This is a genomic window from Nocardia sp. Marseille-Q1738 (assembly GCF_965283145.1).
Window position 1 is genome coordinate 81,843 of the sequence record NZ_CBDIMS010000002.1, and the last position, 22,904, is coordinate 104,746.

Genomic DNA, 22,904 nt, shown 5'->3' on the forward strand with positions numbered 1-22,904 from the left:
TCCGACACCCTCCTGGCCGGATCAGGACGGCGGGTCGGGAAGCACCCGGAGATGGCCGCGACGGCCGGTGCGTGTGGTGCGCGGTGGCGGGGGTGTGTAGTCGCGGTAGCCGCGCTGCTCGTGTTCCGGCGGGCGGCGGCGTAGGCCGGCCTCGCGCACCGCCTCCGCGAGCGCGGTCAGATCGTCGTCATCCGGTGTGCTGGAGGAGAATCCGCCTTCGTGGCGGACCAGTTCCCAGCCCTTCGGAGCGGTGATTCGGGAGCCGTGCGTTTCGCAGAGATCCCAGGAGTGCGGTTCGGCGACCGTCGCGAGCGGCCCGACCACTGCCGTCGAATCCGAGTACACATAGGTGAGCGTCGCGACGGCCGGATTCTTGCAGCCGGGACGGCAGCAACGACGCATGGGAATCACGCCGATGAGAGTAACCCCCCTGCCGCATCGATGGGGACAGACACGCTTGAAGAATCTCGGTCTGCTTTCAGCAGAACGAGGGCAGCACGGCATTCCGCGGCCGCGCAGGACACGGCCGGCGGTGTGTCGCGGAGCTGGAGCTCACCGGGTACCCAGTGGGTGGCCGGCGTACACGTGCGGCCGCACGTGTCCTTACGGGCGCTGTCGGACGTAGTCCATCCTCAGTCCGCGCACGGCCGGAGCGAAGGCGGAGGTAACGCTTACTCCGCAACGGCATTCGGGGGCCGTGGCCGGGTGGATGGGTGCGAATCACTCGGCTTCCGGATCGATCACGTCCGGGTCGACGCCGAGGTAGGTGGCGACCTGCTGGACCAGCACTTCACGCAGCAGGTCCACCAAGTCGTCGGGATCGCTGGCGCGCAGCTCGAGCGGCTTGCGGAACAGCACCACCCGCGCGCGGGTCGCCGCGCCGTGCCGGTCGACGCCTGCCGGGATGAGGCGGGACAGCGGCACCGGTCCGTCGGCCACGACCTCGTCCGGCCAGGTGACCGAATCCGGATGCAGCGGACGGATTTTCGGAACGTCGTCGACGGCGATGTCCAGCTTGGTGAGCCGGTCGTGCCAGCGGCTGTCCAGCGGGGCGAACGCCTCCAGCACCAGCCGGTCGAACTTCTGGCCGCGGGTCCGCCACGCCGGCACCGTGGGTGGCAGCATCGGCCCGCGCACCCCGCGGCCGCGGCGGGTCACCGACCGGGCGGTCGGCGGTCGACGCTTACGGGAACGTGCCATGACACAAAATCTAGGCCAGCAGGCGGAGGGCGTCCGCATCGAGGCGGCGAGATCTTCTCTGGTCGTGTCGCTGTGCCCGGAGCCGCCCTGGTGGGGACCACGACTCCGGGCGCCGCGTACGTCGGTCAGCCGATGCCGCGCTTGAGGCGGCGGCGCTCCCGCTCGGAGAGACCGCCCCAGATGCCGAAGCGCTCATCGTGCGCGAGTGCGTACTCCAGGCACTCGTCGCGTACTTCACAGCCCATGCAGATCCGTTTGGCCTCACGGGTGGAGCCGCCCTTCTCGGGGAAGAACGCCTCCGGATCGGTCTGCGCGCACAGAGCGCGCTCCTGCCATTGCTCTTCGATGGATTCGAACATCTCGTCGAAGCCGGTCACGACCAGGCTGAGCCGGGGCGCCGCGACTCCGTCACCCCCCTCTCCGTCCTTCCAGCCGTTGTCTGCGCAGACGCCACGTGCTGCGCCTGCTGTGGAATCGGTCGGCGAGACCATCTCGTTGGCCACGCTCCGCCTCCTCACTGTGTGTTAGCGCAGAATGATTCTTTCCGTCGGACCAACACGCACACCGACGGCCATACCCCGCGACGTTGTCCCGCGGACGTCCCCGAGCTTGTCATCCCGATGCGAACATCTGTTCGAAATGCCGCTCGCGCCTTGAACTCTCGCGCGAACCCGGAATGACATGACTGTGATTAGACACGCCGGACGCGTCGATGGTCAAGCCGCCGTCGCTATTCCGTTACTATCCGCAGCCGCATTCCGAACTGATCTTGCACCGTGCAATAGCAAATAAACAGCAAATTTGCCGCGAATGGGGGTTGCCACGCCACCGCATAGGCTGTGCGGATGTGACTGGACAACAAGCGGGCCGCACACCCGCGAACGGACCACGGATCGCCGTGCTGGTCGGCGGTGTCGGCGGCGCGCGTTTCCTTCAGGGCGTCCGGGAACTGCTGCCCGAGGCCGACGTCGCCGCGATCGTGAACGTCGGCGACGACGTCTGGATGCACGGCCTCCGGATCTGTCCCGACCTCGACACCTGCATGTATACCCTGGGCGGCGGCATCGATACCGAGCGGGGCTGGGGCCGGGTCGGCGAGACCTGGCACGCCAAGGAGGAGCTCGCGAAATATCGCGTGCAGCCGGACTGGTTCGGCTTGGGCGACCGTGATATCGCCACGCATCTGATCCGCACCGAAATGTTGCGCGCCGGATACCCGCTCTCCGCGGTCACCGAGGCGCTGTGCAACCGGTGGCAGCCGGGCGTGAAACTGATCCCGGCAACCGACGATCGATGCGAAACGCATGTCGTTGTGACCGATCCGGACAACCCTGGCGAACGACGCGCGATCCATTTCCAGGAGTGGTGGGTTCGCTACCGCGCGAACATCGAGACCCATGGATTCGCCACAATTGGCGCCGAGGAAGCCCAACCGGCGCCAAATGTGATCGAAATCATAGAATCCGCTGATGTGGTCTTGCTCGCACCGTCGAACCCCGTCGTGAGCATCGGCGCCATCCTGGCGGTGCCCGGTATCCGCGGCGCGCTGCGCACCACCGCGGCCAAAGTGATCGGCGTCTCCGGCGTCATCGACGGCAAGCCGTTGCGCGGCATGGCCGACGAGTGCCTGTCGGTGATCGGGGTGGAGACCACGGCCGAGGCGATCGGCCGCTACTACGGCGCGCGTTCGGCCACCGGAATCCTGGACGGCTGGCTGATCCACAGCACCGACACCGCCGACGTGCCCGGTGTGGAGGTGCGCAGCGTGCCCTTGTTGATGACCGACCCGCCGACCACCGCCGAAATGGTGCGTCAGGCGCTCGAGCTCGCCGGAGTGAAGCCGTGACGACCACACCGACCGATCACGCGGCCGGAGAGCTGCGCATTCTGCCCATCACCGGGCTGCCGGAGTTCCGGCCGGGTGACGACCTCGCCGAGCACATCGCGCGCTGCGCGCCGTGGCTGGCCGACGGCGACGTGCTCGTGGTCACCAGCAAGATCGTCGCGAAGGTCGAAGGGCGCATCGTGGACGCGCCGCTCGACCCCGAGGAACGCGATGCCGCCCGGCGCAGGCTCATCGACCAGGAGGCGGTGCGGGTGCTCGCCCGCAAGGGCCGCACGCTGATCACCGAGAACAAGCTCGGCATCGTGCAGGCGGCTTCCGGCGTCGACGGCTCGAACGTCGAACAGGGTGAGTTGGTGCTGCTTCCCACCGATCCCGACGCCAGCGCCAAGGCGCTGCGCGCTGCCGTGGCCGAACGGCTGGGCGTGACGGTCGCGGTGGTCGTCACCGACACCATGGGCCGTGCGTGGCGCAATGGACAGACCGACGCGGCCATCGGCGCGGCGGGGGTTCGGGTGCTGCACGACTACGCGGGCGCGGTGGACGGTCAGGGCAACGAGCTGGCCGTCACCCAGGTGGCCGTAGCCGATGAGCTGGCCGCCGCCGCGGATCTGGTCAAGGGCAAGCTCGGCGGTGTTCCGGTCGCGGTGGTCCGCGGGCTGCCGGTCGTCGACGACGGATCCAGCGCCGCCGACCTGCTGCGCGGCGGTACCGAGGACCTGTTCTGGCTCGGCACCGCCGAGGCGATCGAGCGCGGGCGTCGAGAGGCCATCCTGCTGCGTCGCTCGATTCGTCAGTTCGCCGACGCTCCGGTCGATCCCGAACGCATTCGGGCGGCGGTGTCGGTCGCGCTGACCGCGCCCGCCCCGCATCACACCCGTCCGGTGCGATTCGTCTGGCTGCGCAAGCCGGGACTGCGTACCCAGCTGCTGGAGGCGATGGCGGAGAAGTGGCGCGCGGATCTGGCCGCCGACGGACTCACGCCGGAGCGGATCGAGCGCCGGGTCGCCCGCGGCCGGATCCTGTTCGACGCTCCCGAGGTGATCATCCCGTTCTGCGTGCCGGACGGGGCGCACGACTATGCAGACGAGCGCAGGCGCGCCCATGAGCGCACCATGTTCACCGTCGCGGTGGGCGCGGCGGTGCAGGGGCTGCTGGTCGCCCTGGCCGCCGAGGGGATCGGCAGCTGCTGGATCGGTTCGACCATCTTCGCGCCGGAAATCACCCGCGACGTCCTGGGCTTGGCCGAGGATTGGAGTCCGCTGGGCGCGATCGCCATCGGCCATCCGCTCGAAGAGCTGACCCCACGGCCGGTGGTCGGCGCCGGGTCCGGGCTGGTCGAGCTGTGACGGTGCTCAGGGGCAAGTCCGGCGAACCGGGGCGCCGCCGGTGAGCGCGGAATCCCTGCACGCCTCGGCCACCGCACTGCTCGAATCCTGGTGTCCGGCAGTCGATTCCGATCGGTCGCTGCGCGAGGCGATGCTGGCGTTCCTCGGCTCGGCTCCGCGCGGCTGCCTGCGCGAGCACGCGCCGGGCCACATCACCGCCTCCGCGGTGGTCTTCTCCGCGGACGGTCGCGAGGTGCTGCTCACCCTGCATCCGCGCGTCGGACGTTGGATCCAGCTCGGCGGCCACTGCGAGGAGCGTGACGACACCGTCGCCTCCGCCGCGCTGCGCGAAGCGACCGAGGAGTCCGGCATCGCGGGTCTGCGCCTGGATCCGGGTCTCTACGGCGCCCAAGCGCATCCGATCACTTGCTCGCTGGGTGTGCCCACCCGGCACCTCGACCTGCTGTTCCGTATCACCGCTCCCGCGGGCGCGGTCCCGGTGCGCAGCCACGAATCCACCGATCTGCGCTGGTGGCCGGTGGACGCGTTGCCCGCCGACGCCGACGTTCTGCTGCGCTGACACGCCCAGCGCTCGAGCCCCGGTCGGACGCCCCATCCGGCCGGGGCTCTGGCGTGCCCGCACCACACTTGGTTTACAAATTGCCTGATTTGTCTAGACAGACGACAAATTGCCGTCTATCGTCCAATTCGAGAGGTTATGCACGTCACATGTGGCGTGTCCTTGGGAATGGAGACAACGATGTCGACGAACGCCGACAGGGCCGTGCGGCCGGTCGAGGTACCGGCTTGGCGCGACCGCAAGCGCTATTTGTGGCTGTGGGGGTTGTTCGCCCCTACGGGCCTGTTCACCATCGGGCTTCCGCTCATCTGGGCGCTGAACGAACTCGGCTGGCATCGCCTCGCGCACGTGCCGTTCTGGCTCGGGCCGGTCCTGGTCTACGTCCTGATTCCGATCGCCGACGTCTTCTTCGGTCCGGATGGCGCCAATCCGCCCGACGAGGTGATGGAGTACCTGGAGAACGACAAGTACTACCGCTACCTCACCTACCTGTACCTGCCGTTCCAGTACGCCACGCTGCTCATGGGCGCCTACCTGATCACCGCGACCGACGTGAGCTGGCTCGGCATCGACGGTGGGTTGCAGGTGGTGGACAAGATCGGCCTGGCGATCACCGTCGGCATGATCGGCGGCATCGGCATCAACACCGCGCACGAACTCGGTCACAAGAAGGTGGAGCTGGAACGCTGGCTCTCCCGCATCGCGCTGGCCCAGTCGTTCTACGGGCACTTCTACATCGAGCACAACCGCGGCCACCACGTCCGCGTCGCGACGCCGGAGGATCCGGCCAGTTCCCGGGTGGGCGAGTCGTTCTGGGCCTTCTGGCCGCGCACCGTGTGGGGCAGCCTGAAATCGTCCTGGCAGCTGGAGAAGGCCCGCCTGGAGCGGCTCGGCACGAAGCCGTGGAGCCTGCGCAACGAGGTGCTCAGCGCCTGGCTGATGTCGGCGGTGCTGTACGCGGCGTTGCTCGCGGTGTTCGGCATCGAGCTGCTGCCGTACCTGATCCTGCAGGCCGTGGTCGGCTTCAGCCTGCTGGAGGCGGTGAACTACCTGGAGCACTACGGCCTGGTGCGCCAGCGCACGGCGAGCGGACGGTACGAGCGGCCCGCCCCGGTGCACAGCTGGAACAGCGACCACATCGTCACCAACATCTTCCTGTACCACCTGCAGCGGCACAGCGATCACCACGCCTACCCGACCCGGCGCTACCAGACGCTGCGCAGCTGGGACGGCGCGCCGAACCTGCCGAGCGGTTACGCCAGCATGATCCTGTTGGCCTACTTCCCCCCGCTGTGGCGCCGGGTCATGGACAAGCGCGTTCTCGCGCACTACGGCGGCGACATCACCCGCGCCAACATCGATCCGGGCAAGCGGGGCAAGGTGCTCGCGCGCTACGGCGTCCACGACGAAGTCGCCGTCCAAGATGCAGCCACCGGGGGTGGCGCATGAGCGCGGGAGCCGAGCGGCAGCGAGGCGCAGGCATGAGCTCGTACCGCTGCCCCGTCTGCGACTACGTCTTCGACGAGGCGAAAGGCGCGCCGCACGAGGGATTTCCGCCGGGCACCCGGTGGGAGACGGTGCCGGACGACTGGTGCTGCCCGGATTGCGGCGTGCGGGAGAAAATCGACTTCGAGCCGATAGGGGCGAGCAAATGAATGACTACAAGCTGTACCAATGCATCCAGTGCGGCTTCGAATACGACGAGGCCGAGGGCTGGCCGGAGGACGGCATCGCGCCGGGTACCCGCTGGGACGACATTCCCGACGACTGGACCTGTCCGGACTGTGGTGCCGCCAAGGCGGACTTCTTCATGGTCGAAATCGAGCGGTCGTGAGATTTTGACTGCGGCAGTTCCCCGTGACAGTGTCGCGGGTATGCCGCGCAACGGAACCAGGATTCCCTACCAGGAGGCCGCGCGGGAACTGCTGCGGACGTCGGTCCTGGACGCGATGCGCGAGCTGCTCACCGAGCGGGACTGGTCCAAGATCACGCTCGGTGACGTCGCGGGCAGGGCGGGCGTGAGCAGGCAGACGCTCTACAACGAGTTCGGCTCGCGGGCCGGCCTCGCCGAGGCCTACGCCCTGCGCCTGGCCGACGACTTGGTCGATCACGTGGACGCGGCGATCAACGGCAACGTCGGTGACGTCCGCGCCGCGTTCCACGATGGCGTGGCCAACTTCTTCGTCGACGCCGCCGCCGACCCCTTGGTCCAGTCGCTGGTCGCGGGCGAGGTGAAGCTGGATCTGCTGCGGCTGATCACCCTCGATGCCGGGCCGTTGCTCGAGCATGCGACCGAGCGGCTGTCGCGCGCCTTCCAGCACAGCTGGGTGGCTGTGACGGCCGCCGAATCGGACGTGATCGCGCACGCGCTGGTGCGGATCGCCCTCAGCTATATCCCCACTCCGCCTGCTCCGGGGCGAGATGCGCCCGCGGAGCTGAGCGCGCTGCTGAGTCCGTACGTGGAGGCCATCCTCGCCGCGCGGATCCCGAGCTGAGCGGGCGCCGGCAACCGGCTCGCGACGCGTCAGCATCTGTGCGGCGACTTGAAAACCGACTGCACGGCTTGTAATCGCTGACACGTTTCACCGCCAACGGTGTGTAACAGACGGAAAGTCTGCCAGTATTCTCAGGCGGGTCGGGTCGTCGGAGTTTCATGTCTTCATTGAGTGGGGCAAAAGTGCAAACGGTTGGCAATCCGGTGGGATCGCCCGATCCCAAACGCCATCTGTGGGTTCTCGGCTTGCTGGCACCATCCTCGGCTTTGCTGCCGTCGCAGCTCGTGCTCCACACCGGTGTGGAGGTGTTCTGGTGGATCGGACCGATCATCGTGCTGATCGTGATTCCGGTGCTGGACTGGACGATCGGCGAGGACGGCAGCAACCCGAAGGACGAGGACTACGAGCTGCTGTCCAACGATAGGTACTACCGGTGGTGCACCTATCTGATGCTGCCGGTGCAGCTGATCGGGCTGGTGATCGCGAGCTACATGTGGGCCGGTGACGAGCTGAGCGTGGTCGACAAGCTCGGCTTGGCCGCCACCCTGGGTTTCGTCAGCGGCATCGGCATCAACGCCGCGCACGAACTCGGCCACCGGGTCGAGCACCTGGAGCGCTGGCTGGCCAAGATCGCCCTCGCCCAGTCCGGGTACGGGCACTTCTTCGTCGAGCACAACCGCGGCCACCACGTGCGCGTGGCGACCCCGGAGGATCCGGCCAGCGCCAGGCTGGGGGAGTCGCTGTGGGAGTTCTTGCCGCGCAGCGTCTCCGGGAGCTTCCGTTCGGCGATCGCCCTGGAACGCGAGCGTCTCGCCCGCAAGGGCAAGGGCTGGTGGAGCGTCGGCAACCACATCATGCAGGCGTGGTCGATGACGGTGGTGCTGTTCGGCACCCTGGTCGCGGTGTTCGGCTACCAGGTGCTGCCCTGGCTCGCGTTGCAGGCGGTGATCGGCATCGGGCTGCTGGAGACGGTGAACTACGTCGAGCACTACGGCCTGCTGCGCGCCCGCCGCCCGAACGGCATGTACGCCCGCTGCTCGCCGCGGGACAGCTGGAACAGCGACCACCTGGTCACCAACATCTTCCTGTTCCACTTGCAGCGCCACAGCGATCACCACGCCAACCCGGGCCGTCGCTACCAGACGCTGCGCAGCTCGGAGCAGGCCCCGCAACTGCCGGCCGGATACGCCACCATGATCGTGTTCGCCGCCATCCCGCCGCTGTGGCGGTGGGTGATGGACGAGCGCGTCCTCGCCCACTACGGCGGCGACGTCACCCTGGCGAACATCCAGCCGCGCAAGCGGCGCCGGATCCTCGCTGCCCGCGGGGTGATCGCGTAAGACGCCGAGCGAAGGCCGAGGCAGCCGCGTGAACGGCGCGGTCGGACGAAGTCCGTCGGCGGACCGGGCCGGGCCGAGCACGGGAGAGGCAGCCGCGTGGTCCGCGCCCGGTCGCGAGCGACTAGCCTTGCCTCGGTACTTGCCGAACCAGGAGAGGCTGATGACCACCTCAGAACTTCCCGCACGCACGTCGTTGACCGCCGATGTCCGAGGCGGCATCGATTACAAGGTGGCGGATCTGTCGCTGGCCGAATTCGGCCGCAAGGAGATCCGTCTCGCCGAACACGAGATGCCCGGTCTGATGGCGCTGCGCCGTGAGTACGCCGAGGTGCGGCCGCTACAGGGCGCGCGCATCTCCGGCTCGCTGCACATGACGGTGCAGACCGCGGTGCTGATCGAGACCCTCACGGCGCTGGGCGCGCAGGTGCGCTGGGCCTCGTGCAACATCTTCTCCACCCAGGACCACGCGGCGGCCGCCGTGGTCGTCGGCCCGCACGGCACCGTCGACGAGCCCAAGGGCACTCCGGTGTTCGCCTGGAAGGGCGAGACCCTGGAGGAGTACTGGTGGGCCGCCGAGCAGATGCTCACCTGGCCGGACGAGCCGGCCAACATGATCCTCGACGACGGCGGCGACGCCACCATGCTCGTGCTGCGCGGCGCGCAGTTCGAGAAGGCGGGCGTGGTGCCACCGGAGGACGCCGACCACTCGGCCGAGTACAAGGTGTTCCTGAACCTGCTGCGCGAGCGGTTCGAGACCGACCGCGGCAAGTGGGGCAGGATCGCCGAATCGGTCCGCGGCGTCACCGAGGAGACCACCACCGGCGTGCTGCGGCTCTACCAGTTCGCGGCGGCGGGCGAACTGGTGTTCCCGGCGATCAACGTCAACGACTCGGTCACCAAGAGCAAGTTCGACAACAAGTACGGCACCCGCCACTCGCTGATCGACGGCATCAACCGCGGCACCGACGTGCTCATCGGCGGCAAGAAGATATTGATCTGCGGCTACGGCGATGTCGGCAAGGGCTGCGCGGAATCGCTTGCCGGACAAGGCGCCCGGGTGCAGGTGACCGAGATCGACCCGATCAACGCGCTGCAGGCGCTGATGGACGGCTACGACGTGGTGACCGTGGAGAAGGCGATCGGCGAGGCCGACATCGTCATCACCGCCACCGGCAACAAGGACATCATCACCCTCGACCACATGAAGGCGATGAAGGACCAGGCCATCCTGGGCAACATCGGTCACTTCGACAACGAGATCGACATGGCCGCGCTGGAGCGTTCCGGCGCAACGAAATTGACCATCAAGCCGCAGGTCGACCTGTGGACCTTCAAGGAGACCGGCCGCTCGATCCTGGTGCTGTCGGAAGGGCGTCTGCTGAACCTCGGCAACGCGACCGGGCATCCGTCGTTCGTGATGTCGAACAGCTTCTCCAACCAGGTGATCGCGCAGATCGAGCTGTGGACCAAGCCCGACGAGTACGACAACGAGGTCTACCGCCTGCCGAAGCACTTGGACGAGAAGGTCGCTCGCATCCACGTCGAGGCGCTCGGCGGCGAGCTGACCAAGCTCACCAAGGACCAAGCCGAATACATCGGCGTGGACGTGGAGGGCCCGTTCAAGCCGGACCACTACCGCTACTGAGGCGCAGAACTCCGGGAGCCCGTCGGCACCGAAAGGTGCCGGCGGGCTCGGCCTATTCCACATGATGCGATGCGGTCGGCTGTGCTGTGTTGGCTGGCGGCCGTCGAAAAGGGAGTTCCGACAACGCATTCCGAGGTATCACTACGGCCAGATCGTCAACGTCAATGGCCAACAGTGGAAGATCACAGCCGAGGTGGGCAACGGACAAGGGTATGTGTTGCGCGATAGCTACGATCGGACGTACCAAGTCAACTGCTAATAGCCACGTTGCGGCCGAGGTCGTCACTCGAGGCGGCACTTTTGCGGTTTGCCGAAAGTGCCGCCTCGCCGGTGTTAGCGGCCCGCGGTCGGCGGGGTATTCTGCCTGGTCATGGGAGTGCTGATAGCAGTCGAGGGCCTCGACGGCGCGGGCAAGCGGACCCTGATCGAGCAAGTGGTCGCCGATCTGCGGGATCGCGGGCTGCACGTCGCGACGATGGCCTTCCCACGCTACCGCGTCTCGGTGCACGCCGACCTGGCCGCCGAGGCGTTGCGCGGCGCGCACGGCGATCTCGCTGACTCGGTCAGCGGCATGGCCGTGCTTTTCGCGCTCGACCGCGCGGGCGCTGTGGAGGAGCTGTCGAAGCTGTTGGTCGACAACGACGTTGTGCTCCTGGACCGCTACGTCGCTTCCAACGCCGCCTACTCGGCTGCCCGGCTTGGGCAGTCGGCCGACGGCGAAATTGTGCAGTGGGTGGGCGAATTGGAGTTCGGCAGATTCGCCCTGCCCGCGCCCGCGCTGCAAGTGTTGCTGGACGTGCCGACCGAACTGGCCGTCGAGCGAGCCCGCAGGCGAGGCGAACTCGACGCCGAACGCGCGCTCGACGCCTACGAGCGAGACGGCGGTCTGCAGCACCGGACCGGTGCGGTGTACCGTGAGCTGGCCGAACGTGCCTGGCATGGGCCATGGTGGACACATCGATCCGAGGACGACCCAGCTACGCTGGCCGCGCGGATCACCGAAATCGTTGGTCGATAAGGTTGGCTCTGCCACGGGTTCGCACCAGTGTTGGCGTGGCGGCCCGATCCTCGCCTGGGAGATGACAACATATAGTTATGAAGCCGAAGATTCTGGTCGTCGACGACGATATGGCACTCGCTGAGATGCTCACGATCGTCCTGCGCGGGGAAGGGTTCGACCCGCACGTGGTCGGCGACGGCACACAGGCCCTTGCGGCGGTTCGCGAGATCCGCCCCGATTTGGTGTTGCTGGACCTGATGCTGCCCGGCATGAACGGCATCGACGTGTGCCGCGTGCTGCGGGCCGATTCCGGGGTTCCGATCGTGATGCTCACGGCCAAGACCGACACGGTCGACGTCGTCCTGGGTCTGGAGTCGGGCGCCGACGATTACATCGTCAAGCCGTTCAAGCCGAAGGAACTCGTCGCCCGGGTGCGCGCCCGCCTGCGCCGCACCGAGGAGGAGCCCGCCGAGCTGCTGTCGATCGCGGATATCGTGATCGATGTGCCCGCGCACAAGGTCAGCCGGGGCGGCCAGCAGATCTCGCTGACGCCGCTCGAGTTCGATCTGCTCGTCGCACTGGCTCGCAAACCGCGCCAGGTGTTCACCCGTGAGGTCCTGCTCGAGCAGGTCTGGGGCTACCGGCACGCCGCCGACACCCGGCTGGTGAACGTTCACGTGCAGCGTTTGCGGGCGAAGGTCGAGAAGGATCCCGAGAATCCGGAGATCGTGCTGACCGTCCGCGGTGTCGGTTACAAGGCCGGACCGCCGTGATCCGGATTGAGCTCAGGGCCCGGAGGCGGTAGCTTGCCTGACCACGAAGGGCCCCGCCAAGGCCGGGCGGCGGATCTCACCAGCGTGCTCGCGCGTCTGCAACGATCGCTGGCACCCGTCGTGGCCTGGTTCCAAGAGGTCGGCGTCGCTCTCGGCCACCTCTGGCGCCGGTCCCTGCAGCTGCGCGTCATCGTATCGACGCTGACCCTGTCGCTGATCGTCATCACGATCCTCGGCGTGGTGCTGACCAGTCAGATCACCGACCGGCTGCTCGACGCCAAGATCAACGCGGCGGTCGAGGAGATGGACCGTGCGCGCAATACGGTGGAAAGCCAGCTGGCCGGTGTGCACGACGTCGGCGCCCAGCCCCAGCGATTGGAAGAGGCCCGCAACGCGCTGTCCAACCGTGGTAACACCGGCCAGTCCACCGGTGCCGCGGGCAGCTTCGATTCGGCGCTGAGTGTCATCGGTGGGATGCCGCCGCAGCAGGTTGGCCGCGGCCCGATCCAGGAGGTGCCCGAGGAGCTGCGCCGGTTCGTGCAGCGCAACCAGGTCAGCTACCAGTTCGCCACGGTCGCCGACGCGGAGGGGTACCACGGCCGCGCGCTGATCATCGGCAGTCCCAGCGCCGAGATCCCGACGCTGGAGATCTACCTGATCTTCCCGCTGGCCAACGAGGAACGCAGTCTGGCGCTGATGCGCGGCACCATGCTCGTCGGCGGCATCGTGCTGCTGGTGTTGCTTGCCGCGATCACCGCGCTGGTCACCAGGCAGGTGGTCCTGCCGATCCGCTCCGCGGCGCGGATCGCGGGCCGGTTCGCCGACGGCAGGCTCAAGGAACGCATGCTGGTGCGCGGCGAGGACGACATGGCGCGGCTGGCCCAGGCGTTCAACGAGATGGCCGAGAGCTTGTCCAACCAGATCACCCAGCTGGAAGAGTTCGGCAACCTGCAGCGCCGGTTCACCTCCGACGTCAGCCATGAGTTGCGCACCCCGCTCACCACCGTGCGGATGGCCGCCGACTTGATCCACGGCAGCAGCGACGACCTCGACCCCGCTCTGGCGCGCAGCGCCGAGTTGCTGGTCAACGAGCTGGACCGGTTCGAGGGCCTGCTCAACGACCTGCTGGAGATCAGCAGGCACGACGCGGGCGTCGCCGAACTCCAGGTGGAGTCGCTGGACGTGCGGATGTGCGCGCGGGCCGCGATCTCCACCGTGCGGCACCTGGCCAAGGACGCCGGGGTCGAGGTGATCACCGATATGCCGGACGAGCCGCTGGTCGCCGAGGTCGACCCGCGCCGGGTGGAGCGGGTGCTGCGCAATCTGCTCGCCAACGCGATCGACCACAGCGAGGGCAAGCCGGTGCTGCTGCGCATGCGCGGCGACGGCGAGGCCAACGCGGTCGCCGTCGTCGTGCGCGACCAGGGCGTCGGCCTCCGGCCCGGTGAGGAGAAGCTGGTCTTCAACCGGTTCTGGCGCTCGGACCCGTCCCGGATGCGCCGCTCCGGCGGCACCGGTCTGGGTCTGTCGATCAGCGTGGAGGACGCGAACTTGCATGAGGGCAAGCTCGAGGCGTGGGGCGAGGTCGGGCTCGGCGCGAGCTTCCGCCTGACGTTGCCGCTGGTGCGCGGGAAGAAGCTCGGCCCGAGTCCGCTGCCGCTGGAGCCCGCCCGCACGCCGATGCGGCTGGTCGAGAAGGAGCCGCCCGCCGAGCCGGCCGGCGCGACGGCTGCGGAGGGTGCCGAGCGAGATTCCGGGGAGCGGAGCGTTTCCGAGCTGGACAGCGTGAAAGACGTGGGCGCGGGTGCGCAGGCCGGTTCCTCGGAGTCGAACGTCGCCGAACCGGGTGCCGCGCGTACGCCGGATGCTGGACGGGATCCGCTGGAATCGAGCACTACCGGATCGGATGCGGCGCACGTGAGCCCAGAGGCCGGACCGGACGATAGGAAGGCGGGCACCGCTGGGGCGGATGGTGTCCGCACGGAAGACGTGAGCACGAAATCGGGCACTGCCGGAGTGGATGGTGTGCGCACGGACGAAGTGAGCGTCGAGTCCCCGAAGCCGGACGCGGCACGGGCGGAGAACGCGGAATCGGGCGATATCGCGACACCCGGCGAGAGCACCTCGTCCGGTGACGCGCCCGCGTCCGGTCCGAATGGATCACAGGCGCCCGAGTCGGCGCAGGCCGGTGGCGGCTCGACGCGCGAATCCGGGGACGGACAGTGATGCGAATGCGTGTCGGGTCCGCGCGGATGCGGCGGCTGACGGTGCTGGTCGCGGTGGTGGCGGTGGCCTTGTCGCCGCTTGCCGCGTGCGCCAGCCTGCCCGAGTCCTCCGCGCCGGAGGCACTGGGCACCCTCAACCGCGAGCCCACTCCCGAGGGCCCGCCGCCGCCGGTCGCCAACCGCGATCCCGATCTCCTGCTGCGCGACTTCCTCCAGGCCACCGCCGACCCGGCCAACCGGCATCTGGCCGCGCGCCAGTACATGACGCCGGCCGCCTCTACCGGGTGGGACGACGCCGCCGGCACCGTCATCGTGGAGAAACCCGACACGCTGCGGGAATCGCGCTCCGGCGACAAGGCCACCTACAAGATCCGCGCGCGCAAGGTCGGTGAGCTGGCCGCCGACGGCGGATACCGGCCCAGCGACGACATCGTCATCGTCGAGAACAAGATCGAGCTGACCAAGGTCGACGGCGAGTGGCGCATCGACGAGCTGCCCGACGGCGTCGTGATGGACTCCACCGCGTTCTTCAAGTCCTATCGGCGTTACGCGCTGTACTTCCTCGATCCGGGCGGCAACACGGCGGTGCCGGATCTGCGCTGGATCTCGGTGCCGAAGGGGCAGTTGACCCAGCGATTGCTGAGTTCGCTGATCGAGGGGCCGCAGCCCGCCCTCGCGCCGGTGCTGCGCAACGAGCTGGCGCCGCCGGTCGCGCTGCGCGGCGCGATCACCAAGATCAACGGTGACCCGGAGGGCGTTGGCATCGGACTCGGCGGCGTCAAGATCGACTTCGCCGGCGCGTCGGCGCTGAATCCGCGCGAGCGGGAATTGCTGGCCGCGCAAGTGGTGCTCACGCTCTCCGGCGCCGACATCCTCGGCCCCTACATGCTGCTCGCCGACGGCAAACCGCTGGACGAGCGGTTCGCCGCGAACGGTTGGAGCGCCGCGGACGTGCAGCAGTTCAATACCGGCACATCCACGCGCAACCAAGCTGGTTTGCACGCGCTGCGCGCCGGGGGATTGGTGCAGGTCACCGACAGTGGCGGCAGCGCGCCGACGCCGGGCTACTTCGGCCGGGTCAACAACCTGCAGTCGGCGGCGCTGTCCCCGGACGGCCAACTGGTCGCCGCGGTGGCGGAAGCGGGCAGGCCCGCGGGGGAGCCGTCGCGCGCCCTGATGGTCGGCACGTACGGCGGCAACGCCTTTCCCGTCGCCGAAGGCTTCACCATCACCCGGCCGTCCTGGACCGCCGACGGCAGCGCGGCATGGGCGGTGCTCGACGGTGGGCGGGTCATCCGCGCGGTCCACGACCGCGCCACCGGAAACGTATCGGTCCAGGAGGTCGATACCTCGGCGCTGACGGCGGCCTCGTCGGCCACGGCGCCGCGGTTACCGATCACAGAACTGCGGATCTCCCGGACCGGTGTGCGCGCGGTGATGATCGCCGACGGCAAGGTCTACGTCGCGGTCGTCGTGCCACAGCCCGACGGGAAGTTGAGCTTGACCTCGGCGCTTCCCGTCGGCGTCGGCCTCAGCACAGCCGCGGTGTCGGTGGACTGGCTCGACGCCGACACGATCATCATTGCGCGCGAAGGCAATGTCGACCCGGTGAGCACCGTCTCGGTGGACGGCTCGGAGCCGACCGCGCTGACGTCGCAGAACTTGACCGCGCCGGTCCGCTCGGTGAGCGCGAGTCCGGACCATCAATACGTGGCCGACTCGCGCGCGGTGCTCGAGCTGACCACCGCACCGGATCAGGGGCAGCCCTATTGGCGCGAGGTACCCGGACTGGGCGCGAACGCCCTTCCGGTGCTTCCCGGCTAGGCACTCCCGCCTCTCCGCGTCTTCAGGCCGTACTAGTCAGGGGACGCGGGATTTGCGTTCAGGTCCTGCGTCGGGGTGACGGGTGGCTTCTTGGGCGTGCCCGGTGAGTTACCCATGTGCATGCGAAATCAGTCGGCACGTTCGGCGACGGCAATCCGGCGCCGGAATGTGGCGAAAGGGCTCTGCGCAAGGTCTTGCATCAGGCGGTGACGTAGGCAGGGGAGCCGACCTTGTCGGGGGCCAGGTGCACACTCGGGCGATGCGGAATCTGCTCGATCTGGTCCTGCCCGCCGCCTGTGCGGGCTGCGGGCGGCCGGGCTCCGGGTGGTGCGCCGAGTGCGCTGCCGCGCTGGCCGGTCCGCCGCTACGGGTATGGCCGCGCACCGATCCCGGAGTCCCGTGCTGGGCGCTCGCGCCGTACGCCGGTCCCGCCCGCCGGGCGGTGCTCGCGGCGAAGGAACGCGGGCGGCGGGATCTAGCGGAGCCGCTGGGGGCCGCGCTCGCGGGCGGGCTCGCCGAGCTGCGGTCGGCAGGGCGGCCGCTGGTGCTGGTGCCCGCCCCGAGCAGGGCGGTGGCGGCGCGGCGCAGAGGCGGCGATCCGGTGCTGCGTTCGGCACGCTTCGCCACCCGATGGCTGCCTGATAGCCGAGTGGTATCCCTGTTGCAGGTGGGGCGGGGTGTGCGCGATTCGGTGGGCTTGACGCCCGCGGAGCGGGCGCTCAACCTGGGCGGACGGGTCACCGTACCCGATCGTGCCGCTGACCGGGGAATTCCGGGGAATGCCGAGGTAGTGGTCGTCGACGACGTGCTGACCACCGGTGCGACGGCCCGCGAATCGGTTCGCGCGTTGGCACTGATCGGATTGCCGGCATGTGGCGTTCTGGTTACGTGCGCTGCGTGACCGGTGGGAAATTTGCGTGAACACTGGCGATCGGCCGGTTGGCGTACTAGCGTCGCGAACACACACCCGAACCGGGAGTTTGGAGGTGGCGCCTCGGACAACTCGTGCCGAGCGATTGTCGATCGGCACTGCTCAATCCCGCCGCACGTGAATCGGTCTGTGCGGCCAGATCCGGGAGGTACGCGTGACGACTTCTTCACGACCTTCAGTGAAAGATCCCGCTCCGTCGGTGCTGGATTCCGGCACCCAGGAAGCACCAGAGCAACCCCCAGCGGAACGCCAGCCAGCGATGCGCGCCGACATCGTGGTGAAGGGCCGCAACGTGGAGGTGCCTGATCATTTTCGAATTTACGTCGCGGAAAAACTCTCCCGATTAGAACGCTTCGACCCCTCGATGTTCCTCTTCGACGTGGAGCTGTTCCACGAGCGCAATCGCCGCCAGCGAAAGAGCTGCCAGCGCGTCGAAATCACCGCGCGCGGAAAGGGTCCCGTCGTCCGGGCCGAGGCCCGCGCGGACAGCTTCTACGCCGCGTTCGAGTCCGTGACGGCGAAGCTGGAGAGTCGGCTGCGTCGCACCAAGGATCGCCGCCGGGTGCACTACGGCGACAAGACGCCGGTCTCCGTCGCTCAGGCCACAGCTGACCTGGTGGACGACTCGCTGTTCGCGCAGCCCACCGGGTCGAGCGCCACGCAGGAGCAGCGTGAGGAGGCGCAGGAGCCCGACTACGCCGAGGGTCCCGGCCACATCGTGCGCACCAAGGTGCACGCGGCCACGCCGATGACCGTCGACGACGCGCTCTACCAGATGGAGCTCGTCGGTCACGACTTCTTCCTGTTCCAGGACAAGGAGACCGATCGGCCCTCGGTGGTCTACCGCCGCCACGCCTTCGATTACGGCCTCATCAGGCTCGCCTGACGACACCGTCCGTCTCTGATTCTCCGGGTGTTCAGCTCGCCGGCTGAATACCCGGAGATCTGCGTTGAAACGGCTCCCGCGCCTCTCCATGTCTCCAGGCCGTACGAGTTGGGTGGCGCGGGATTCGCGCTGAGGTCCTGCGTGTGGTGCTGCTCGAGTTCAGGGCGTATCCGGCGAGTTACCCGTGTACCTGCGAGATCAGTCGGCACGATCGGCGGTGGGGGTATCGCTACGTTTCTCCTCTACTCACCGCCGGCGGTCGCGGAAGAATGTCCGGTGCAGCAGCGAGTCGCGCCGCGGGGGGCGCATGGCGTGCAGCATCACCATGTCGGCGAAGGTTTCCGCGTCGCGCTCGCGCAGCGTGCCGTAGTCGGTGCGTCCGAGGACGTGCGCGATGGACTCCGGCGAGATCGAGGGCAGCAGCTCGGCGATTGCGGCCACGGTCGGCGTGCTCGCGGACGGCTCGCCGGGATCGGACTGCTCCGGGCCGTGTCCGAGCAGCATGTGCCCGAGCTCGTGCACGATGATGTGCTCGGCATGCCATTCGGTGGTGTCGGCGCCGTAGACGATGACGTCGCTGTCCTGCTTGGCGATCCACAGGCCGCTGCCCGTGCCGCACCCGGTGCCCGCGAGCAGCACGGTGTCGATCGGCAGCAGGCTGATGCTCCGCCCGCGGTAGGCCGCGACGTCGTCGAGGTAAGTGGACAAATCCCATGGGTGGGGAATCGGTAGGTCCCGTGTCAAGCTCCGGAACCGGGCCTGGATGGCCATGTGATCGGTCTCCTACAAAGCTCATGCCCGCGTCTCGCTGGCGCTCGGCTCGCCGCGGCTGCGTCGATCGTTCGCTCGCTCAGTGGCCCATGTAGGCAAGCATGTTACCGACTCGGCGGCGCGGCGGCTTCCGTGCCCTGGATGATCTTGGCCAGCATCGATTTGTCGATGTTGGAGCCGCGCAGTGCGATGCTGGCGACGTTCGCGTCCCGCATGGTCGCGAGCAATTCGAGCTCCCGATCGATCGCCGCGGCGGCGGGGCCGCTGGTGACGAGGTAGTCGGCGGACACACCGAAGCTGCGCGCCACCGCGACGAGGATCTCGACATCGACCGTGCGCCCGGCGTTTTCGTGGTCGAATTCGCCGTCGCGCAGGCGTGTCAGGTAGCTCGCCGGCATCTCGCGTCCGAGGAATTCGCTGACCTGCGCGGCGACGGACGCGGTGCTGCGCTCCGGAGCCGATCGCGGGTGCACCACGGCGAACAGCCGATTGATCTTGTGGCTCAGGGCTGGAGCGGCGCCGGTCGGCTCGTCGTCGGTCATGTTCGTCCCCTCAGTTCCCGCCGTTTCGAACCGCGGTCGTCGCCATGTTCGCCGCCAGCCAGCGTGCCCGGAATTGAGCTTCGGTCGCCGCATCGAGATCCTCCGATCGGCCGGCCAGCCAGCGGCGGTACCGGCGTTCCTGTACTTCGATGGCGTCACTGGCCTCCGCCGGCACCGCGAGCAAGTGCGCGAAGGCCATCTCGACCAGCGGATGCAGTTGCCTGCCCGGGCCGCCGTTGCGTTCGAGCATCGCGGTCGCGTAGCGCGCGGATAGCTTGGAGACCACTCGATTGAGTTCGGCGATCGCCGCCACCACCTGTGGGTCGGTGGTGCGGCCGTGCTCGACGGCGTCGTTGAGCCGGCCCGAGGCGGCGAGCAGCCCGGTGAGATCGGCGATGTCGAATCGGATCGCATCGGGTCCGGCCACCACCGACTTGCCTTCGCCTCGAGAGGTGTCGGCTGGTTCGTCGGCGGCGGGGGTTCCGCCCGCGTAGGTGCGTGCGGCGCTGCCCGGCAGCCATCGCAGCGGCGCGTCGAGTTTGTTCAGCGTGTGCACGCTGATCGTCGCCTCGCCGTCTTCGATCTTCCGGATGGTCGGCGCCGAAGGTCCCCCGAGGTCGCCGATCTGTAGCTGGGTGAGGCCGAGCTCGTCCCGGCGTTCCTTGATGATTCGCCCGAATCTCTTCTGCCGCGACAGCTCCGAAGGGCTATGCATAGTAGGCCCATGGTAAGCCGTCAGCAGGCCATAGGCAAATGAATAGAAAGTGTTTGGAAAGTCAGTCGAAAGTTGGTACGGTAATTTTGCGCTGAGGCCCGGAGGGGCGGCCATGCGCCGGGTTCCGGGACGGGCAGGGGCGTTCGCCGGGACGGGCGTCCCGGTCTGTCGCGCAACGGCGCGTGGCAGGCCGGTTAGCGGCGGTGGAGGGGATCGCCGCTGCGCGGGTTCACCGTCGGCGAAGGGGGCCGACGGTGAACTTTCTTTTCACCGACGCGGGTACCGTTCCCGGCGATCGAGCGGTTGTCCGCGTCGGTGGCCGGGCGTGCCGCGATGATCAGCGGAGCGCGGGTTCAGGGCCTGCCCGGAGTGCCCGGCCGCCGATGGCGTCCTTCGTCGGCGATGATCCGCAGGCAGGTCTGGTGCTTGGTCTCGCCGGGAACGCCCTCCCGGCGCAGGCGCAACATCGCCTGTGCCAGATCGATGCCCAGCTCGTTCGACAGGCGAACAGCATCGACATTGGCCATTACACAAACCTCCTGGAAAAACACCACAAACGAAGAGCGCTGCGTCAGAAGCAGTTTCGTCCTTGTCGTACCCAGTCGGCGGGCGATTGAACCATGAATTAACTGGCAAGCCTCAGCCACGGTAGGTTTCGCGATGCACCGCGTCCGTCAGCGGCCGTCCGGCGCGCCAGCCGAAGCGCTCCAGGTCGGGAATGTCCTGGAACTGGTGGACCGGGCCGACGCAGAGCCAGGCGACCGGGCGGATGCCTTCGGGGAGGCCGATCAGATCGGCGAGGAAACCGGGGTCGTAGAACGACACCCAGCCGACGCCGACGCACTCGGCCGTGGCCGCCAGCCACAAGTTCTGGATCGCGAGAACCGCCGAATAGACGCCGGTTTCCGGCACGGTGGCCCGCCCGAGCACCTGCGGTCCGCCCCGGTCGTGGTCGTAGCAGACCACGATGCCGGTGCCGCTCTCCAGAATGCCTTCGATCTTGATCGGCTCGAATGTCGCCGCGCGCTCCGGTGGCAGCGCGTCCCGGAACTCGAGGCGCCGCTGCGCCACGTGGTCGGCGAACGTGCGCAGTGTCGCCTGCTCGCGGACGACCACGAAGTCCCACGGCTGCGAGTTCCCTACGCTCGGCGCCCGGTGCGCCGCATCGAGCAGCCGCCACAGCGTCGTTTCGTCCACCACCTCGCCGGTGAACTCCGCGCGCACGTCGCGGCGGCGACGAATAGCCTCGTAGACGCTAAGACCCTCAGCAGCATGCACCGCCCGAGTCAAGCACCTCCGCCTCTCCGGGTCTTCAGGCCGTACTGGTTGGGTGGCATGGGATTTGCGTTCAGGTCCTGCGTCGGGTGCCGGTCGAGTTCTGGGCGTTCCCGGCGAGTTACCCATGTACCTTCGAAATCAGTCCGCACGTTCAGTGACCTGCGCCGCGGTCGGCCCGTGGGTCTCGACACAGGTGCCGGTGCCGCGGCACGATGCGGAGGCGACTCCGGTCGATGCTGTATGCGCCAGCGGTCGTGGACCAGAGGCGGGATCATCGTGCCGCGGACTTGGCGCGCCGGGTGAACCTCCGGCGACCCTGGGCTAGCGCGGTGCGCAGACCGCGGCGCTTGCCGGTCACCGGGTCGACCGCAGCGGTGGTGCGGCCGCGGAATTTGCGTTCGGAGGCGGTTTCCGGGGCGTCGTCGGCGGTGGCACGCAGGTACTTGTTCGGCAGTGCCAGCTTGAGAATGGTCCGCCACGCCTTGAAGTACTGCACTGGCAGGGAGCCGGTGGTATAGGGCAGGTCGTACTTGTCGGCCAGCTCGCGCACCCGCACGGCGATGTCGGCGTACCGGTTGCTCGGCAGATCGGGGAACAGGTGGTGCTCGATCTGGTGGCTCAGGTTGCCGGTCATGAAGTGCATGACCGGGCCGCCGGAGATATTGGCGCTGCCCAGCATCTGGCGCAGGTACCACTGGCCCTTCGTCTCACCGTCGATATCGTCCTTGGTGAACTTCTCCGCGCCGTCGGGGAAGTGCCCGCAGAAGATCACCGCGTTGGACCACACGTTGCGGACCGCGTTGGCGGCCAGGTTCGCGGTCAGTGTGGAGAAGAACGCGGGACCGGTGAGCGCGGGGAAGACCACGTAGTCCTTGAGGATCTGCTTGCCCATCTTGGTGAGCGCCTCGCTGCGCTTGCGCTCGAACTCGGCGCGTTCGGGAGTGCCCGGCTTGTACCGGCCCGCCGCCAGCTTGCCCAGCTCCAGGTGCTGGATGGCCACGCCGTACTCGAAGAACAGCTGCAGTACCAGGTTGTAGACCGGGTTGCCCAGGTTGAACGGCTTCCAGCGCTGATCGCGGGTCACCCGCAGCAGGCCGTAGCCGATGTCGTCGTCCATGCCGAGCACATTGGTGTACTTGTGGTGCAGGTAGTTGTGCGTGTGCTTCCAGTGCTTGGCCGCGCCGGTGTTGTCCCATTCCCACGAGCTGGAGTGGATCTCCGGATCGTTCATCCAGTCCCACTGCCCGTGCATGACGTTGTGGCCGATTTCCATGTTCTCGATGATCTTGGCGGTGCTGAGCAGGGCCACCCCCGCCAGCCAGGCGGCACGCACCGGGCTGGCGAAGAGCACCACTCGGCCGCCGATCTCGAGAACTCGCTGCAGCCGGATGACATTGCGGATGTATTTCGCGTCGCGCTCGCCGCGCGACGCCTCGATTTCCCGCCGGATCGCGTCGAATTCCGCGCCGAGTGCTTCCACGTCGGCCTCGGTGAGGTGCGCGTATTCCTTGACATCGGAGATCGCCAT

23 protein-coding genes and 1 pseudogene are annotated in these 22,904 nt (G+C 68.0%); 15 read left to right on the plus strand and 9 right to left on the minus strand.

Annotated features, from left to right (window positions below):
• Positions 1–21 precede the first annotated feature (21 nt).
• The 3 genes from ACWPXK_RS08725 to ACWPXK_RS08735 all read right to left on the minus strand — a co-directional run bounded on the left by ACWPXK_RS08725 (position 22) and on the right by ACWPXK_RS08735 (position 1,559).
• Positions 22–402, minus strand: coding sequence for a DUF3499 domain-containing protein (locus ACWPXK_RS08725; RefSeq protein WP_228838094.1), 381 nt, complete (start codon positions 400–402; stop codon positions 22–24).
• Positions 403–720: 318 nt separating this feature from the next.
• Complete coding sequence (locus tag ACWPXK_RS08730) at positions 721–1,200, minus strand: metallopeptidase family protein (protein WP_169333889.1); 480 nt, start codon at positions 1,198–1,200, stop codon at positions 721–723.
• 125 nt (positions 1,201–1,325) lie between these two features.
• On the minus strand, positions 1,326–1,559 hold the full coding sequence (locus tag ACWPXK_RS08735) for a WhiB family transcriptional regulator (RefSeq protein WP_029901515.1): 234 nt from the start codon (positions 1,557–1,559) through the stop codon (positions 1,326–1,328).
• 353 nt (positions 1,560–1,912) lie between these two features.
• On the opposite strand from ACWPXK_RS08735, the gene cofD reads away from it, so the two are divergent.
• From cofD to hpf, 15 genes and pseudogenes are all read left to right on the plus strand, one after another.
• Positions 1,913–3,046: a 2-phospho-L-lactate transferase gene (cofD, locus tag ACWPXK_RS08740; protein WP_454195560.1), complete on the plus strand. Its 1,134-nt coding sequence runs from the start codon at positions 1,913–1,915 to the stop codon at positions 3,044–3,046.
• The gene (locus ACWPXK_RS08745) at positions 3,043–4,392 is read left to right on the plus strand and encodes a coenzyme F420-0:L-glutamate ligase (protein ID WP_454195561.1); all 1,350 of its coding nucleotides are present in this window, start codon (positions 3,043–3,045) and stop codon (positions 4,390–4,392) included. The genes cofD and ACWPXK_RS08745 overlap by 4 nt, the downstream gene beginning before the upstream one ends.
• Positions 4,393–4,432: 40 nt before the next feature.
• Entirely contained in the window at positions 4,433–4,951 is a 519-nt protein-coding gene (locus ACWPXK_RS08750; RefSeq protein WP_454195562.1) for an NUDIX hydrolase, read from the plus strand.
• Positions 4,952–5,131: 180 nt separating this feature from the next.
• A complete protein-coding gene (locus ACWPXK_RS08755; RefSeq protein ID WP_454195563.1) occupies positions 5,132–6,400 on the plus strand; it encodes an alkane 1-monooxygenase in 1,269 nt (422 codons plus the stop codon).
• Between the two features lie 32 nt (positions 6,401–6,432).
• Positions 6,433–6,606, plus strand: coding sequence for a rubredoxin (locus tag ACWPXK_RS08760; protein ID WP_040781852.1), 174 nt, complete (start codon positions 6,433–6,435; stop codon positions 6,604–6,606).
• Positions 6,603–6,785 (plus strand): rubredoxin, encoded by a 183-nt coding sequence (locus tag ACWPXK_RS08765; protein ID WP_454195564.1) that lies wholly within the window; start codon positions 6,603–6,605, stop codon positions 6,783–6,785. The genes ACWPXK_RS08760 and ACWPXK_RS08765 overlap by 4 nt, the downstream gene beginning before the upstream one ends.
• A 40-nt stretch (positions 6,786–6,825) precedes the next feature.
• Complete coding sequence (locus tag ACWPXK_RS08770) at positions 6,826–7,446, plus strand: TetR family transcriptional regulator (RefSeq protein ID WP_454195565.1); 621 nt, start codon at positions 6,826–6,828, stop codon at positions 7,444–7,446.
• A 158-nt stretch (positions 7,447–7,604) separates the two neighbouring features.
• Positions 7,605–8,786, plus strand: coding sequence for an alkane 1-monooxygenase (locus ACWPXK_RS08775; RefSeq protein ID WP_454195566.1), 1,182 nt, complete (start codon positions 7,605–7,607; stop codon positions 8,784–8,786).
• 160 nt (positions 8,787–8,946) lie between these two features.
• The gene (gene ahcY / locus ACWPXK_RS08780) at positions 8,947–10,431 is read left to right on the plus strand and encodes an adenosylhomocysteinase (RefSeq protein ID WP_454195567.1); all 1,485 of its coding nucleotides are present in this window, start codon (positions 8,947–8,949) and stop codon (positions 10,429–10,431) included.
• 370 nt (positions 10,432–10,801) lie between these two features.
• Positions 10,802–11,449 carry a dTMP kinase gene (locus tag ACWPXK_RS08785; RefSeq protein ID WP_454195568.1) on the plus strand — a complete coding sequence of 216 codons (648 nt, stop codon included), beginning with the start codon at positions 10,802–10,804 and terminating at the stop codon, positions 11,447–11,449.
• A 77-nt stretch (positions 11,450–11,526) separates the two neighbouring features.
• The gene (gene mtrA, locus ACWPXK_RS08790) at positions 11,527–12,204 is read left to right on the plus strand and encodes an MtrAB system response regulator MtrA (protein ID WP_040781845.1); all 678 of its coding nucleotides are present in this window, start codon (positions 11,527–11,529) and stop codon (positions 12,202–12,204) included.
• 120 nt (positions 12,205–12,324) lie between these two features.
• Positions 12,325–13,873: pseudogene (gene mtrB / locus ACWPXK_RS08795) on the plus strand (MtrAB system histidine kinase MtrB); the annotation flags it as partial.
• Between the two features lie 556 nt (positions 13,874–14,429).
• Positions 14,430–16,253: an MtrAB system accessory lipoprotein LpqB gene (gene lpqB / locus ACWPXK_RS08800; protein WP_454195569.1), complete on the plus strand. Its 1,824-nt coding sequence runs from the start codon at positions 14,430–14,432 to the stop codon at positions 16,251–16,253.
• Between the two features lie 259 nt (positions 16,254–16,512).
• Positions 16,513–17,154, plus strand: coding sequence for a ComF family protein (locus ACWPXK_RS08805; RefSeq protein ID WP_454195570.1), 642 nt, complete (start codon positions 16,513–16,515; stop codon positions 17,152–17,154).
• Positions 17,155–17,443: 289 nt separating this feature from the next.
• On the plus strand, positions 17,444–18,070 hold the full coding sequence (gene hpf, locus ACWPXK_RS08810) for a ribosome hibernation-promoting factor, HPF/YfiA family (protein ID WP_454196392.1): 627 nt from the start codon (positions 17,444–17,446) through the stop codon (positions 18,068–18,070).
• A gap of 246 nt (positions 18,071–18,316) precedes the next feature.
• Here hpf and ACWPXK_RS08815 read toward each other — a convergent pair whose 3' ends face one another.
• From ACWPXK_RS08815 to ACWPXK_RS08840, 6 genes are all read right to left on the minus strand, one after another.
• Complete coding sequence (locus tag ACWPXK_RS08815; RefSeq protein WP_454195571.1) at positions 18,317–18,778, minus strand: hypothetical protein; 462 nt, start codon at positions 18,776–18,778, stop codon at positions 18,317–18,319.
• A 167-nt stretch (positions 18,779–18,945) separates the two neighbouring features.
• Positions 18,946–19,383 (minus strand): hypothetical protein, encoded by a 438-nt coding sequence (locus ACWPXK_RS08820; protein WP_454195572.1) that lies wholly within the window; start codon positions 19,381–19,383, stop codon positions 18,946–18,948.
• Positions 19,384–19,393: 10 nt separating this feature from the next.
• Complete coding sequence (locus ACWPXK_RS08825; protein WP_454195573.1) at positions 19,394–20,098, minus strand: helix-turn-helix domain-containing protein; 705 nt, start codon at positions 20,096–20,098, stop codon at positions 19,394–19,396.
• 353 nt (positions 20,099–20,451) lie between these two features.
• Positions 20,452–20,625 carry a hypothetical protein gene (locus ACWPXK_RS08830; protein ID WP_454195574.1) on the minus strand — a complete coding sequence of 58 codons (174 nt, stop codon included), beginning with the start codon at positions 20,623–20,625 and terminating at the stop codon, positions 20,452–20,454.
• 112 nt (positions 20,626–20,737) lie between these two features.
• Complete coding sequence (gene bluB, locus ACWPXK_RS08835; protein ID WP_454195575.1) at positions 20,738–21,376, minus strand: 5,6-dimethylbenzimidazole synthase; 639 nt, start codon at positions 21,374–21,376, stop codon at positions 20,738–20,740.
• 271 nt (positions 21,377–21,647) lie between these two features.
• Complete coding sequence (locus ACWPXK_RS08840) at positions 21,648–22,904, minus strand: fatty acid desaturase family protein (RefSeq protein ID WP_454195576.1); 1,257 nt, start codon at positions 22,902–22,904, stop codon at positions 21,648–21,650.

Excerpts from the sequence above, each read along its gene's own strand:
- ACWPXK_RS08770 (WP_454195565.1), top strand. The coding sequence starts at position 6,826 with ATGCCGCGCAACGGAACCAGGATTCCCTACCAGGAGGCCGCGCGGGAA.
- ACWPXK_RS08725 (WP_228838094.1), bottom strand. The coding sequence starts at position 402 with ATGCGTCGTTGCTGCCGTCCCGGCTGCAAGAATCCGGCCGTCGCGACG.
- ACWPXK_RS08830 (WP_454195574.1), bottom strand. The coding sequence starts at position 20,625 with ATGGCCAATGTCGATGCTGTTCGCCTGTCGAACGAGCTGGGCATCGAT.
- ACWPXK_RS08765 (WP_454195564.1), top strand. The coding sequence starts at position 6,603 with ATGAATGACTACAAGCTGTACCAATGCATCCAGTGCGGCTTCGAATAC.
- ahcY (WP_454195567.1), top strand. The coding sequence starts at position 8,947 with ATGACCACCTCAGAACTTCCCGCACGCACGTCGTTGACCGCCGATGTC.
- ACWPXK_RS08755 (WP_454195563.1), top strand. The coding sequence starts at position 5,132 with ATGTCGACGAACGCCGACAGGGCCGTGCGGCCGGTCGAGGTACCGGCT.
- cofD (WP_454195560.1), top strand. The coding sequence starts at position 1,913 with ATGGTCAAGCCGCCGTCGCTATTCCGTTACTATCCGCAGCCGCATTCC.
- mtrA (WP_040781845.1), top strand. The coding sequence starts at position 11,527 with ATGAAGCCGAAGATTCTGGTCGTCGACGACGATATGGCACTCGCTGAG.
- hpf (WP_454196392.1), top strand. The coding sequence starts at position 17,444 with ATGCGCGCCGACATCGTGGTGAAGGGCCGCAACGTGGAGGTGCCTGAT.
- ACWPXK_RS08730 (WP_169333889.1), bottom strand. The coding sequence starts at position 1,200 with ATGGCACGTTCCCGTAAGCGTCGACCGCCGACCGCCCGGTCGGTGACC.
- ACWPXK_RS08735 (WP_029901515.1), bottom strand. The coding sequence starts at position 1,559 with ATGTTCGAATCCATCGAAGAGCAATGGCAGGAGCGCGCTCTGTGCGCG.
- ACWPXK_RS08825 (WP_454195573.1), bottom strand. The coding sequence starts at position 20,098 with ATGCATAGCCCTTCGGAGCTGTCGCGGCAGAAGAGATTCGGGCGAATC.
- ACWPXK_RS08805 (WP_454195570.1), top strand. The coding sequence starts at position 16,513 with ATGCGGAATCTGCTCGATCTGGTCCTGCCCGCCGCCTGTGCGGGCTGC.
- ACWPXK_RS08760 (WP_040781852.1), top strand. The coding sequence starts at position 6,433 with ATGAGCTCGTACCGCTGCCCCGTCTGCGACTACGTCTTCGACGAGGCG.
- ACWPXK_RS08820 (WP_454195572.1), bottom strand. The coding sequence starts at position 19,383 with ATGACCGACGACGAGCCGACCGGCGCCGCTCCAGCCCTGAGCCACAAG.
- ACWPXK_RS08775 (WP_454195566.1), top strand. The coding sequence starts at position 7,605 with ATGTCTTCATTGAGTGGGGCAAAAGTGCAAACGGTTGGCAATCCGGTG.
- ACWPXK_RS08785 (WP_454195568.1), top strand. The coding sequence starts at position 10,802 with ATGGGAGTGCTGATAGCAGTCGAGGGCCTCGACGGCGCGGGCAAGCGG.
- lpqB (WP_454195569.1), top strand. The coding sequence starts at position 14,430 with ATGCGAATGCGTGTCGGGTCCGCGCGGATGCGGCGGCTGACGGTGCTG.
- ACWPXK_RS08840 (WP_454195576.1), bottom strand. The coding sequence starts at position 22,904 with ATGGCGATCTCCGATGTCAAGGAATACGCGCACCTCACCGAGGCCGAC.